The sequence below is a fragment of the Pedobacter chitinilyticus genome (assembly GCF_003313385.1).
Classification (GTDB): Bacteria; Bacteroidota; Bacteroidia; order Sphingobacteriales; family Sphingobacteriaceae; genus Pedobacter; species Pedobacter chitinilyticus.
The window spans coordinates 139,453-153,545 of sequence record NZ_QMHN01000007.1; the positions used below are offsets into that span (position 1 = coordinate 139,453).

The following is a 14,093-nucleotide window of genomic DNA, read 5'->3' on the forward strand; positions in this document are numbered from 1 at the left end:
TGAACCAATGAACCAAAAAGCGAAGTTTAAAGATCTCTCCGCTACGGTCGAGATGACGGACATGGGTGGCCAGTATTAATCACCCAATGAACAAGTGAACTAATGAACGATTAACCAATTAAACCATTAATGAAAACCAATGTACTTGAACTAAAGGATTACATCGTATTTGCGGTGTATTTCGTTATTGTTGCGGCTTACGGGCTATATATCTATCAAAAAAAGAAATCTGCTAAATCCGATTCAAAAGATTATTTCTTGGCCGAAGGCTCCCTGACTTGGTGGGCTATCGGGGCTTCGCTCATTGCTTCTAATATTTCTGCCGAGCAGTTTATTGGCATGAGTGGCTCTGGCTTTAAAATGGGACTAGCCATTGCTACCTACGAGTGGATGGCTGCTGCTACGTTGATTATTGTCGCCATCTTTTTCATCCCTGTTTATTTAAAAAACAACATTGCCACCATGCCGCAGTTTTTAAACCAGCGTTATAATGGTACCGTGGCCATGATTATGGCAGTGTTTTGGCTGTTGTTATATGTGGTAGTTAACCTTACCTCTATCCTTTACTTGGGTGCTTTGGCGGTAAGCAGTATTTCGGGCTTTAGCATTGAGGCTTGTATGTACGCTATTGCGCTTTTTGCCATCATCATTACGCTTGGCGGCATGAAAGTAATCGGTTATACGGATGTGATCCAAGTGTTTTTCCTGATTCTTGGTGGTTTAGCCACTACTTATTTAGCACTTAATTTGGTGTCTGATCATTATGGTACCAAAGGGATTTTAGAAGGTTATAACCTCATGACTTCCAAAGCGTCGGAGCATTTCCACATGATTTTGAAGCCTGATAACGAAAACTATATCGACTTGCCTGGGCTTTCGGTACTGATTGGCGGCATGTGGATTGTGAACTTGAACTATTGGGGCTGCAACCAGTACATTACGCAAAGGGCCTTGGGGGCCGACTTGAATACGGCTCGTGGGGGTTTGCTATTTGCGGCTTTCTTGAAGTTGTTGATGCCTATTATTGTAGTGTTGCCAGGTATTGCGGCTTATGTCCTTTATAAAGAAGGTCATTTTCAGACCGAAATGGTACACGATGGTTCGGTAAATCCCGATCGTGCTTACCCTGTATTGTTAAATTTATTGCCTGCGGGCTTAAAAGGGCTTTCTTTTGCAGCACTTACGGCTGCCGTAGTGGCTTCGTTAGCGGGTAAGGCCAATAGCATTGCCACCATTTTTACTTTAGATGTTTACCAAAAGGTTTTTAATACCAAGGCTTCGGAGAAAAACTTGATCAATACGGGTAAAATTACCATTGTAGCGGCCATGATCCTTGCGGTATTAATTGCGCCACATTTGGGTATCGATAAAAAGGGCGGCTTCCAATACATTCAAGAGTATACGGGATTTGTTTCGCCTGGTATTTTTGCCATGTTTATTCTGGGCTTTTTCTGGAAGAAAACCACTTCTAAAGCTGCATTGTTTGCTACCATTGGGGGGTTCATTTTCTCTCTTTTCTTAAAGGTATTGCCTACTTTAACTGATCTTTCGTGGCTATCGCCAATGGGCTTTGCTATTCCTAATGCCAAAGGGATTTACGAAATTCCTTTTATTGACCGAATGGGCTTCGTGTTCTTGTTCTGTGTGATTGGAATGTATATCATCAGTATAGTGGATCACCGCCGAGGCATTACACCTAAGGGCTTGGAGGTTGATCCGAAGATGTTCAAGACCTCCAGAAGCTTTGCCATTGGCACCATTGTGATTTTGGCATTGCTTACTATTTTATATACGGTTTACTGGTAGGTGTTTTATCTTATCATGATCAAATCCCCTTGGTTAATGCTAAGGGGATTTTTTAGGTTGATGGCTCTCCGCTATTGGCAGGAAGGCATTTACCATAGGTTGACAGCGTCCTGCCATCGGCAGCAACCCATTTACCTTAGGTTGACGGCTCGCTGCCAGTAGCGGGAAGGTTTCAACCTATGGTTGACGGGCTCCTGCCGACTGCAGGAATAAATTACCATATATGTGACAGCTTTCCTTCATTGGCGGGAATAAATTACTATAACGGTTATGACTTCCTACCATCGGCGAGAACAAATTACCATAGTGGTGACGGCTTCCTGCCATTAGCGGGAATGAATTACCATGGTCGTGACGACTTCCTGACATCGGTGAGAACAAATTACCATAATATCGAGTAGCAATAGCTTATCGATATTCCTTACCGTCATTCTGAGGATAACTAGGACCACAAAGCAGCTACAAAGTAAATCTACAATGAAAGCACAAATGAGATCCTTCGCTCCCGAAGTGTCGGGACAGGTAACGCTCTGGATGACAAAAATCGAACGGACAGTGAACAATTGAACCAATGAACTAATAATTAACTCCAAAGATCTTACTTCGTAGCTGCTATGCGGTCTCCGCTACGGTCGAGATGACGGGTGGAAATGACGCTCATCTTCCCTTCAACCTCTTCAAATTAATTCATAACTTTGGGTTCATATCCTCACTCCCATGATCCCATTTCACGAATTGTTATTTTTTGCTTTGGCCGCTTTAGTTCTTGTGATCAGCCCAGGACCAAACATGATCTATTTAATCTCCAGAACCATTACCCAAGGCAGAAAAGCAGGTCTAACCTCCCTTGCTGGGGTAATTTGTGGGTTTCTATTTCATATTTTAATGGTTTCTTTTGGGTTAACGGCCATTTTATTTGCTGTGCCTTTTGCCTATACGGTATTGAAAACAATGGGTGTGATCTATCTTTTATATTTAGCTTACCAAGCCATTAAGCCCAATAGCAAAAACATTTTCGAAGTTGACCAAAGTCTTAAGATCGATCAGCCCCGTAAGCTATTTACCGTGGGCTTTCTTACAAATGTGCTTAACCCCAAAGTGGCAGTATTTTACCTATCCTTTTTTCCGCAGTTTATTAAGCCTGCTTACGGCTCCATTTTTAGCCAAAGCTTAATGTTGGGCTGCACCCAAATTTTGGTGAGCTTCAGCATTAACTTCCTCATTGTATTAAGTGCTGCCAAGGCCGCCAGTTTTTTCGCCAGCAATCCCCTTTGGGTAAAAGTGCAGAAATGGTTTATGGCCAGTGTGCTTGCTTTTTTGGCAGTGAAGATGGCTTTATCGAAAGCGAAGTAAAGGCCTTCCTTCCCTAGTATTTAAACCTCATACTCCTATTTTAAAGTCAAATGGGTATATCGTTAACATGATTAATGAGTGCGTATAGCTTTTTGGAGTTAAAAGTTCAGACTTTCTTCAGAATTGGAAAGTAGCTTTGGCCATTCGGCCAAAAAAAGAATGAACAATAACAACGTCAAAAAAAAGAACAACGGTTTCCAATACCGATTTGGCCCCTTGCTAATTGCCTTATTATTGCTTTGTGGAGTTTCTCTGCTTACTCGAATTGTACTGCTCATTAATGCTGCCTCCACCTTTGAATGGAGCTTTTTTAATCTCCTAAAAGTATTTTTTATCGGCTCGGTTTATGATTTAGCCGCAGCATCTTACGCCATCATCCCACTGCTAATTTACCTGTGGCTGTTTCCAAGTAAATGGTATGGCAAAAAATTCAATAAGGGATTATTGCTGATCTATTTCTTTGTGGTTATTTTCACGCTCATTTTTAATGCCGTATCAGAGTATATTTTTTGGGAAGAATTTTCAGTCCGCTACAATTTCATCGCGGTCGATTACCTTGTTTATACTACAGAAGTAATTGGTAACATTCGTCAATCATACCCTATAAACACATTACTAACTATTCTGCTAGGCATTTCAGCCATCGCAACTTATGCGTTAAGAAAAACCATTTGGCAATCTGCTGTCATCCCTATGCGTTTTGCTAAGCGCTCCAAACAAATGTTGCTTTGGATATTAATGCCTTTGTCCACTTACTTTTTAGTGAACCACCAGTGGAAAAACCATAGTCACAACCAATATGTTAACGAGCTTTCGGGTAATGGTATGTACGATTTTGGCTTTGCCTTTTGGCACAACCAACTAGATTATAATACCTTTTACAAAACCATCCCTATCTCGAAAGCACTGTCCATTATCAGAAAGAACTTAAGTTTTACACCTGATAATCCAAAAGACCAAAACACTAGCCGCTGGATCAAAGCAGGCTCGGCCGAAAGAAGGATGAATGTGGTGCTGATCAGCGTAGAGAGTTTGAGCGCTAACTTTTTGGGTAGCTACGGCGATACCCGCGGACTTACTCCAAACATGGATTCCTTAGCGAACCAGGGTTTGTGCTTTACTAATTTATATGCTTCGGGCACCCGAACCGTCCGCGGCTTGGAAGCTTTATCGCTTTGCATACCACCCACTCCAGGACAATCCATCGTGAAACGTCAAAATAACAAAAACCTCTTTACTTTAGGTAATGTTTTCCAATCTAAAGGCTATCATAGCAGGTTTATTTATGGCGGTTATGGTTATTTCGACAATATGAACGAGTTCTTCTCCCAAAATGGATATGATGTGACCGACAGGAATGCTTTGAGTGCAAAGGAAATCCACTACGAAAACACTTGGGGGGTGGCAGATGAAGATTTGTTTATACTTTCATTGCGAGAACTGGATAAGGATTATCGAAACAAAAAGCCCTTTTTTGCACACATCATGACTGTTTCCAACCACAGGCCCTACACTTATCCTGAAGGACGTATTGACATTCCGTCGCATACGGGCCGAGAAGGTGCCGTCAAATACACCGATTATGCTATTGGCAAATTCATCAGGGAAGCAAAACTTAAACCTTGGTTTAATAATACCTTATTCGTCATTGTAGCAGATCACTGTGCATCGAGCGCTGGAAAGGTAGAATTACCTGTGGACAAGTACCATATCCCGATGATCATGTACGCACCAACCTTGATTAAACCTGGGAAATTTGAAAAGCTCACCGCACAAATTGATGTGGGCCCTTCTATCCTAGGTTTGTTGAATTTCAGTTATCAAAGTAAGTTTTTTGGACAGGATGTATTTAAGATGAAGGACGAACAGCAAAGGGCTTTCATTAGCACTTACCAAAGCTTAGGTTATCTCAAAAACAACAAGCTCGTGATCCTTGACCCCAATAAGAAGCTAGGCACTTACCTACCAAATTTTGTGACTGGTGCTGCCCAACCAATTCCTGCCGAAACGTGGTTAACTAATGAAGCAATTGCGAATTATCAATTAGCCTCGTATTTATATACTAATAAAGGCTATCAGTTTTAGTTTTTCTAAATATGCTAAATTATGCAAGGAAGTTTGCGGTAAATATTACACATTAACCTTCCATTAACACTTCATTAACCGCTGTACATGGTTCTTCAAGCTATCTTTGATCAAAAAAAGAGAGATGAAAAAATACATTCTAATTTTACTTACCACTTGGTGTAGTTTGGTAACCTTTGCCCAAAGCATCACCGAAAAAATTAAATTTAGCGTTAAGGATAACAATACAGAGTACAGCATTAGGTCTTCATTCCCTGCGGAACGGACCGAACGCATACGCTCCGTTTTAGAAGGGATGTTGGGCGAAGCTTCTAATTCATCTGCCAGCGAGAGCCAATGGGCCACTACGGCTTACAGTGCTAAACTTTTAGGCAACCGTTTTGAAGCATTCCTTGATAAAAAGAAAGCTACAGGACATCAGATTGCGTTGTTTGAGAAACTTACCGAAAAGCTGCAAGAGGAATTGAAACAACCTAAACCACCTCAACCGCCCAAACAACCTTAGCTGTAAAAGATAAAAGCCGCAACAGCTGTTGCGGCTTTTATTTACTTCAATACGGTTTCCGTAATTTCATTCAATAAGTTTTGCCTCATTTTAGAGTTTCTTTGGTCTAACAAGATGACGATGCCCCAATTTTTAGCCCTGTTGTAACAAATAATCGAAGATTGTCCCATCGAATCTCCCGTCTTCAAATAAAGTGTATTTTGATCATCCGTTAGGATATTGGTACCCAATCCCATTTCTCTTTTCGCATCTTTATAGTATACTTTTTCTGTCATGATCGCAGCTTTACCTACTACCGTTTCTTTATTTAAAACCGCTTTTAAAAATTTAAGCATATCGGCAGCGGTAGATTTCACTAGGCCAGCAGATGCAGTAACATTCCATTTGAAAAATTCCTGGATACCTCCATCAGGATTGTGACCAACTGTCCTGTTTTTCACGTTAAAATTTTTAGTGAATGTATTGGTCATCTTTAAGGGGCTGATTAATTTTGCGCCAATGATTTCATCATAAGGCTTGCCATATACTTTTTCCAATATTTGTCCCAGCAAAGTATATCCAATGGTAGAATAACGATACTTACCATAATCAATCAGTTCAGTACAATTATTGATCATGGTAGCCAATGTTTCTTCGGTGACACTGCTTACTGGTTGTTGCGGATTCAATTCTATTAACTTTCCAAAATCGATATCAGGCAAACCAGATTGATGTGAGGCTAAGTCTGATATCTTGATTTTATTTTTAAGATTTTGATGTAATACATATGCTTTAGAGAGATAGCTATCGATATAATCGTCTATTTTTAATCGATTCTCAATAACCGCTTGTGCGATTAAATTTGAGGTCAAAATTTTAGTAATTGATGCAATTTCGAAGAGAGAGTTTTGATCAATCTTCATTTCGCTTTGGGTATTCAACTGGCCATAACTGGTAATATAGGTGTTGTTGTTTTCAATATATCCAACACTGATACCTACGTTAGGATTTTTTTGATTACTATCTTTTATGATTGAGTCTATTTTTTTGAAGACTTCTTGTCCAAAAGAAAAGTTGCTGATGAATAATAGCGCTGATAAAAATTTTAATGAAGTTTTCATTGTATTTAATTTTAGGTTAAAAATGAGTTCGATACAAACATGGTGAAGAAATTAGGGCTGTGCGACCGAATAAACGTAGTCGAACGCATTTATCTCCAAAAATTGGTTCGAATAGTTATCCCAAGGAGTACGAATAATTACAAATTGCTGTTTTGAAGCAGATTAAAATAAAAAACCAATCTATTAGCCTTGTATTTTTAAAGTGTATTAAAAGAAGATTTCTCATTAAAATCCACGGAGTTGTGATTAGCTTTTAATCATATTTGTTGGATTTTGAAACTAGGATCTTTCTAATCAGAGGTACACTTTGTTTTTGAGTGGGCTTTGACTGTTATTCAATAAGTCATTTGCAATTTGTACCATTCCATTATTATTACCTCCGCCCCAAAGTGCCCTTCCAAAAATATAGCTCGTTGTATATTCTTTCCAGGTACTGCAATATCTTTTCAACTCCTCGTGGGCTTTTGCTAAATACGCCATGAGTTCCTTCTCAGAAATATAACCTAATTCGTAGCAGCAACGTGCTAAAAACACACTTCTTCCATAATTCCAACCGCTATCTTTTGCTTTTTTTAACTGGGCAAAGTCTGTGATAATTTTCTCTTCAATCAGTTCAGGAACAACACTTTTTAGTTTTCTGAAGAGGCCTAAATAATATTCAAAAGCCCCCTCTTCATCTGATAGATTTGACCTTAAAATTTCGACGTAGTTTTCTGAGTTTTCATAAGCTTTATATACGATATCAAGATTTTCGTCCTGATTTCTATAGTGCAGGCTTTGGAGAATTTCTATGGCTTGATTTTGGTCTGATATTTCCCAATACGTTTCAACTAATTTTATAATATGGGGCTTGTTTAAACCTGTTTCATAAGAATTTAAGTATGCCGATTGTTGTTCGGCATACATTGAACCTACCAGTAAATGATCTAATAAATAACCATTTACTATGTTTTTATCATTTAATCGCATGCTTTTAAATGAATTTAAAAATTTCGAGAGAAATGCCATATGATATTAAGACACGTTTAGATGAGGGGATTTATCCTTTAAAATTTCAATAAACTTTTCGCCAACTACTTGATATTTTGCTCTTGTAGCTAATTGCTTTTTTAGGTTCAGCATATCTTCTGGGTCGACTCTATAATTAAGCCTATCGTGAATTTCAAGGGATAATGAACTTCCATCAATATCAAAAGTAATCACATGTATTTTTGGTAAATATTCTTCTGATGATTTTGAATAAACACCCAATTGTGATTTTAAAATACCCCCGTATTGAAGGCTAGCTTTTTCAATTCTAAAATGATCAAATACAATATGTTCATCTAATTCGCCAACGGTATCAGTGCTAAAAAAATGCAAGTCATTCCCACTTAAAACCCAAAAACAATCTGTTTCAATTCGTCTAAGTTTCACACCTATTGTAGATAATGCTACATTTTTTAATCCATCGGTTACCAATTCCTGTACTTTATTGGCTGTTGACTGGGGAACAGATGCGGAAGTAAAAGCGTCAATGGTTTTGCCCTCCATCCACTGTCTTAATTTTGAGAAATCCTGCGCTAATAGTTCTTGTTTATATTGTTGATATCTCGTTCTTTCAGCATTTAAATCAATTTCTGATTTTGCTGTTTTGTGTTTTTTATTCATGATGATCATGAAAGCTACACCTGCAATGATTACTACAACTGGAATTAAAAATAATGGGTTCATACTTTTTTGAGTTTTAAGTTTTTATTTATTTTTTAGTCATTTGAACTTCTGTTTTCAAGGAATCTCTAGTTAAGATGGCAGAACTTGCCTTGCCATTAATGAAATTAAATTGTAAGGCATTCGGATAATCTACAATCCTAAAGGTTCCATCTTTCAGGTACAGCAATTCGCTGTTATTCTTTCCTTTAAAAAAATCCAAAAGCATAGATTCAACATAAAGACGATTATTCTTTTCTACAATTTTGGTTTCCATTCCTTGTCCGTATAAGAAATCGTCATAAGTTCCGATCAGTTGTTTTTTAAGACTTAATGGTATTTCTTGAAGAGCTTCATTCGTCGTTTTATTCCAATCCATCAATGTTAGAATCTTTGTTCTGGTATGATTCATCACTGGAAAACGATTCGGTTTTTCGCCATTGGCAAGGTATACCATCCCGTTACCATCTGTCATTGTAGCCAAAATATTGCCACCAACTCCAGTATTGGAACCGTTACATGAAAACCAATCGTAGTTATGATAACCAAAAGATTTTTGCCAGCCATAACTCCAGCCTCCAACTGCATTTTTAAAGGCAGTTACTTCGGTTACTTTTTTTGCAATACGGTGCGAAATCACTTTGTTGTTTTTATTGCGTAAAGCATTTTGTATTTCGATAGAAAGTTTGGCTAAATCTGTCGGAGTCGACCACATTCCAGAAGCGCTCACTTGTGGTGTTATGGGCAATCCTGTTCTAATTACTTTTCCATCATTATCATGAACCAGAGCCACATTTGATGGAAATCCTTTTTCATTGGGCTGAATCATGGTGGTGTTTTTCATCCCAAGCGGAGAAAAGATATACGTTTGTGCAAGCTCTGCCATAGACTGATTCAAGGTATCTTCTAAGGCCATTTGAACAATTACATACCCCCCACCACTATATTCAAAACTGGTTCCTGGTGTAAAAAGAAATTCAATTTCCTTATCGTATCTTGGGATCTGCCCTAAAAGGCTTTGTTTAATGGTTGGAATGGTATCTCCTTCATAGTAGTCTGCAAATCCACCTTGACTTGTACCAGCGGTATGATTAAAAAACTGTTTCCAGGTCGGGCTGTTGTTTTCTGTAAACTTGCTTTTTGGCAAATGCCAACGTTTTAAGTACTTATCTATTGGATCATCCAAGTTAATTAAGCCTTTTTCTTCAAGCAGGTAGCAAAGTAGTGCGGTAATTGGTTTTGAAATTGATGCTGTCGAAAAAGCAGTGTTTTCATCTATCTTTTCTTTAGCATTGCTAGATTTCAATCCAAATTGATGGGAGTAGACAATTTTATAATTTTCAAAAACAACAACACTAAATCCAGGAAGCTTGTATTTCTGTAATTGTTGTTCAATATCTAAACTGTCTGTTAAAAAGCTATAGTCTCTTTTTTTCGACAAAGCTTTATTTCTTACCTGACAACTCCAAATGCTTAGTATAATAATGAGTAAGTAAAGGGTCCTTTTCATTGTATCGTTTTTTAGGTTAAAAATGAGTTCGATACAAACATGGGAAAGCCTTCAACACTATGCGACCGAATAAACGCAGTCGAACGCATTTGTATCAAAAAACAAGTACGAGTAAATAAAAAGGCGAGTACGAGTAATTACAAAAAGCTATTTTACAAGCTTTTGCGATAAGCGGTTGGCGTATTGCCCGTATGTTTTTTAAAAGCGGTATTAAATGAAGATTTTGAATTAAAACCAACTTCATATAGAATTTCTAAAATGGTTACCCTACTTTTTGTAGGGTCTTTTAAAATATCCATCGCGCTTTCTATTCGATAGGCATTCACGAAATCATAAAAATGTTGTCCTAATTGATGATTGATTAAGAGAGATAAATCCCGAACAGGAACTTTAATATACTTAGAGACTTCTTGAATGGTTAAAGTAGGATTAAGAAATGGCTTTTCCTCCACCATATATTTTTGCAATTTCTGTAAATCTTCATGGTATTCTTTTTTATCTACCATTGAGTGTTCACTACTTTTTTCTGAAACAATCTCAGCAACCAGTTTTAATTTCGAATCAATATTCCTAAAAAGATCAGGGCTATTTAATGCTTTAAATAAGTACCAGCAAATGATAAATAGTTGAAGTACCAAGATTAAAATCCTTATCCATTCAGAGATATAAGGGTAATCAGAAAATTTAAAAGCATTTTTTAAAATAGCCGTTAAATATAAAATAGCGAGTACACTCGTAAACTGAAACAACCAATGGTAAGCGTTAATACCAGTACCTGCATAATTTTCGAGATATAGCTTTTTTGCCTTTCTTAATAACATAAAGACGGCCACAAAATACACCACCACCTGAATAAAAATAAGGAAGTGGGTAAATTGCAATTCAATCCTACTTTGGCGATTGACAATAAAATCAATTTTAGCCGCCTCATCTACCAGATAAAAACGCGGTAATAAAGCTGCATTTGCAATTAAAAATGGAAGTAGATGTAATAGGTATTTGGGTTTAAACCTAAAATCTGCATAACAAACCGATAAAACGTACAGATAAAAAACAGGAATTTGTAAGAACGCTAAGGTAGTTCTGAGCATTCCCAAATTTGAAGGGCCATCAGCGATCAAATCAAATAAAGGATGGCTAAGATCTATTGCGTTTATCAATAGAAAAGCAGCAAACAGATAATTACTGGTTTTGTACTTTGTTTTTACGGTAACCAAGAAGAACGCAAGAAAGAGTGAAATGAACAAAGAGATTGTGGTTACAATAACCAGCACATTAATTTTATCCATTCCTTATTCTTTTTGGTTTATAGTTGATTTGGTGAAAAGTTGAACAATCCAATTAGCTTTGATTCCTTAACTCAGGGGTCGAATTTAGCTAAATTTTGTGATTATCAATGATGTTATTACCGAAGCTTTTCATCCTTTTATCATCAGTATTTCTATCTTTTTTGCCTAACTTAACACAGTCTTCCAGAAATACAAAATCCCCCGAAACAAACGAATATAAATAGGACATGAAAGTCTCTCTATTAACATATATTGCGATATTCTTGTTAGCATCTGGATGCCAAGGCCAGTCTCAACCAGCCCAAGATACCGTACATGTGGCTACCCATAAAAGCATTACCGATTCAGCAAAAGCGCATGCTAAAAACGGCGATACTGTGAAGGCACTACATTATCATAAAAAGGCACTTTTACATACCAGAAAGCACGGTCTTCAGGAACACGAGGCCCATTCTTTAATGCATATTGGAATATTGCTGAAGGGACAGGATACTGGCCAAAGCCATGCCTACCTTAACAAAGCGCTAAAGATTGCCGAGCGGTTGGACAAACACGAACTGCGAGCAAACATCCTGCTAGCTATGAGCAGTGTATACAAGCAACAACAGAATTATAAAGAGTCGCTAGCTACCCTTGAAGCGCACCAAAAACTGATACAGGAAGTATTTAAGAAACATAGGGCAGAAGAAATAGCCCAGTTACATGATGAGGAAACCCATCAGCGTGAAAGGGCCATTTTTATTACCGTGGCCATTTCCTTAATCATAGTGCTGCTCATTTTCGTCTATTATTTCCGCCGCATTAAACGTTTGAACAGAGCACTATCTCAATCTAACCAAATTAAAGACACTTTGTTCTCTATTATTGGACACGACTTACGCGGGCCCGCTGGTAGCATTATGCAGGCACTGGAAATGGTAGATGCTGGGATATTAAATCAGCAGGAAGAAAAACAAATCATTAGTTTGTTAAGGCAACAGAGCCGATCATTTAACGAAACGCTTAACACCTTGTTGAATTGGGCAGCAGCACAACTGAAAGGAGCCCAACCGCAAATTACCTCGGTTGATACCTTAACGACCATCCAAAAATCACTAGACTTATTGATGGCACAGGCCGCGGCAAAAGATATTAGAATAATTCCACCTCAAAGCAATGATTTGCCCGTATTAGCTGACAGAGACCAATTTGATTTTGTAATTCGCAATTTGCTTAGCAATGCCATCAAATTCTCCTACCCTGGCGGACAAATTGAAATCACGACAGAAAAGCAGGACCGTTTGGCGCTTATTGCCGTACACGATCATGGAAAGGGAATCCCTGCGGAACAACAACGACATTTATTTGCAGAGGGTCGTTTGAATAGCACTTTTGGCACCACAGGTGAAAAAGGCACAGGTCTAGGCCTGATGTTATCCTGGGATTTTATTAAGGCCAACGGCGGTCGAATTTGGTTTGACAGTAGAGAAGGAACGGGAACAACTTTTTATATTAGCCTGCCACTTGCCGTTTAAAAGAGATAAATATGAAATCACAAACCAAGGCCGAAAGCATTTTAGAACAAATCAATAGCCAAACTAAACTTGGAGATCTAAGGAATATTGCCAAGGAAATCAAGAAAGATCATTCCTTAGCGATGGAACTGTGGGCAACTGGGAAGTTTATGCCCAGACAGCTTGCCATTTTAATTATGGATGGTAAATTGATCACAACAGACTTGATGAGCAAGATTGATAAGGATATGCAAACTCATCCCTTTGATGAACGAAATCAGTTAACCGATTGGTTAATGGCCAATCAACTCACTAAGGATAAAAAATCGATTGAGCTGATGCAATCGTGGGAAAATAGTCCCTCAGCATTGCAAAGGCGCATTTTCTGGTATTACCAAGGGAGATTAAGATGGGTAGGCCAGGTCCCTCCGAAGAATACCGAGTACTTACTCAAAGCTATAGAGAATAGAATTACCAAAGAGCAACCCGAGGTGCAATGGGCAATGAATTTTACTGCAGGTTGGATTGGTATTTTTGATAAGCAATATCGTGAACGATGCATTGCGATCGGTGAAAAAACGGGGCTATATAAAGGCGAAATGGTATCAAAAGGCTGTACACCTAACTATTTACCAGAATTTATTGCTATTGAGACAAACAAGCGGAAGTTATAATTGGAGCATGTATTTTGACTTTTGCTTGTCGGCTACCAACCAGTAAGCCATATTATTTGATATGTTTTGATTTGATTGACCTAAAATTAGTCTCAATCTCCTTTAAATCATAGATGGCTGGAATGGCCTCTTTCCCCTGTCTGTCGATGAACCCATAACTATCACTGATGGATTTCACCAAGGCCAAATCCTGATCGTACTGTCCGAACTTTTCGATTTTCGAATAGATGGGAAAAACAACTGACTTTCCATTCTTGTCTACAAAACCGTAAGTCCCGCTCTGGGTCTTTACCAACGCCCAGCCTTTGTTATATTCGTTGTAAGGGTATTTTTTTTGATAATCATTTTGCGCCAATGTAAAAAAGGTAACTGAAACCAAAACGAGCATTAAAAAGATTTTTTTCATTATTAGAAGTTTCTTTAAAGTTAAAATTCTAAAACCATAAAGGCAAGGTTAGTTAGAGCTCATTCTGATAATTAAGGTACGAGCTATCAGCAAAAAGCATGCACCCACAAAGAAAACGTTAAGGCAAAAAAACACTCGGACGGAGTGGGGTCGGCTTGAATTTTCAAGCTCCCTCTGCTGGGC

Annotated in this window: 13 protein-coding genes; 6 read left to right on the forward strand and 7 right to left on the reverse strand. The window is 38.2% G+C overall.

Translation table 11 applies throughout. The features are described 5' to 3' along the window. The first annotated feature begins 129 nt into the window (after positions 1-129). Positions 130-1,806, forward strand: coding sequence for a sodium:solute symporter family transporter (locus DUT70_RS18875; RefSeq protein WP_113648928.1), 1,677 nt, complete (start codon positions 130-132; stop codon positions 1,804-1,806). A gap of 177 nt (positions 1,807-1,983) precedes the next feature. Here the strand turns inward: DUT70_RS18875 and DUT70_RS21365 are convergent, their stop codons facing one another. Beyond that, positions 1,984-2,175 carry a hypothetical protein gene (locus DUT70_RS21365; RefSeq protein ID WP_128353399.1) on the reverse strand — a complete coding sequence of 64 codons (192 nt, stop codon included), beginning with the start codon at positions 2,173-2,175 and terminating at the stop codon, positions 1,984-1,986. Between the two features lie 348 nt (positions 2,176-2,523). Here DUT70_RS21365 and DUT70_RS18880 point away from each other — a divergent pair, with 348 nt between their 5' ends. From DUT70_RS18880 to DUT70_RS18890, 3 genes are all read left to right on the forward strand, one after another. Next, complete coding sequence (locus DUT70_RS18880) at positions 2,524-3,159, forward strand: LysE family translocator (RefSeq protein WP_113648929.1); 636 nt, start codon at positions 2,524-2,526, stop codon at positions 3,157-3,159. A 159-nt stretch (positions 3,160-3,318) separates the two neighbouring features. Next, entirely contained in the window at positions 3,319-5,244 is a 1,926-nt protein-coding gene (locus DUT70_RS18885; RefSeq protein WP_113649079.1) for an LTA synthase family protein, read from the forward strand. Positions 5,245-5,368: 124 nt separating this feature from the next. Further along, entirely contained in the window at positions 5,369-5,749 is a 381-nt protein-coding gene (locus DUT70_RS18890) for a hypothetical protein (RefSeq protein ID WP_113648930.1), read from the forward strand. A gap of 41 nt (positions 5,750-5,790) precedes the next feature. Here DUT70_RS18890 and DUT70_RS18895 read toward each other — a convergent pair whose 3' ends face one another. From DUT70_RS18895 to DUT70_RS18915, 5 genes are all read right to left on the reverse strand, one after another. Further along, entirely contained in the window at positions 5,791-6,849 is a 1,059-nt protein-coding gene (locus DUT70_RS18895; RefSeq protein ID WP_113648931.1) for a serine hydrolase domain-containing protein, read from the reverse strand. Between the two features lie 294 nt (positions 6,850-7,143). Next, positions 7,144-7,818, reverse strand: a complete 675-nt coding sequence (locus DUT70_RS18900; protein WP_205529843.1) for a DUF1266 domain-containing protein — start codon at positions 7,816-7,818, stop codon at positions 7,144-7,146. A gap of 45 nt (positions 7,819-7,863) precedes the next feature. After that, entirely contained in the window at positions 7,864-8,562 is a 699-nt protein-coding gene (locus tag DUT70_RS18905; RefSeq protein WP_113648933.1) for a hypothetical protein, read from the reverse strand. 25 nt (positions 8,563-8,587) lie between these two features. Then, positions 8,588-10,048 (reverse strand): serine hydrolase domain-containing protein, encoded by a 1,461-nt coding sequence (locus DUT70_RS18910; RefSeq protein WP_113648934.1) that lies wholly within the window; start codon positions 10,046-10,048, stop codon positions 8,588-8,590. Positions 10,049-10,200: 152 nt separating this feature from the next. Next, positions 10,201-11,337 carry a helix-turn-helix domain-containing protein gene (locus DUT70_RS18915; protein ID WP_113648935.1) on the reverse strand — a complete coding sequence of 379 codons (1,137 nt, stop codon included), beginning with the start codon at positions 11,335-11,337 and terminating at the stop codon, positions 10,201-10,203. Positions 11,338-11,564: 227 nt separating this feature from the next. Between DUT70_RS18915 and DUT70_RS18920 the strand changes: the two genes are divergently transcribed. Both DUT70_RS18920 and DUT70_RS18925 read left to right on the forward strand, forming a co-directional pair. After that, positions 11,565-12,851: a tetratricopeptide repeat-containing sensor histidine kinase gene (locus tag DUT70_RS18920; protein ID WP_113648936.1), complete on the forward strand. Its 1,287-nt coding sequence runs from the start codon at positions 11,565-11,567 to the stop codon at positions 12,849-12,851. A gap of 11 nt (positions 12,852-12,862) precedes the next feature. Beyond that, positions 12,863-13,504, forward strand: coding sequence for a DNA alkylation repair protein (locus tag DUT70_RS18925; protein ID WP_113648937.1), 642 nt, complete (start codon positions 12,863-12,865; stop codon positions 13,502-13,504). A 52-nt stretch (positions 13,505-13,556) separates the two neighbouring features. Here DUT70_RS18925 and DUT70_RS18930 read toward each other — a convergent pair whose 3' ends face one another. Then, positions 13,557-13,910 carry a WG repeat-containing protein gene (locus tag DUT70_RS18930; RefSeq protein WP_113649080.1) on the reverse strand — a complete coding sequence of 118 codons (354 nt, stop codon included), beginning with the start codon at positions 13,908-13,910 and terminating at the stop codon, positions 13,557-13,559. Positions 13,911-14,093: the final 183 nt, after the last annotated feature.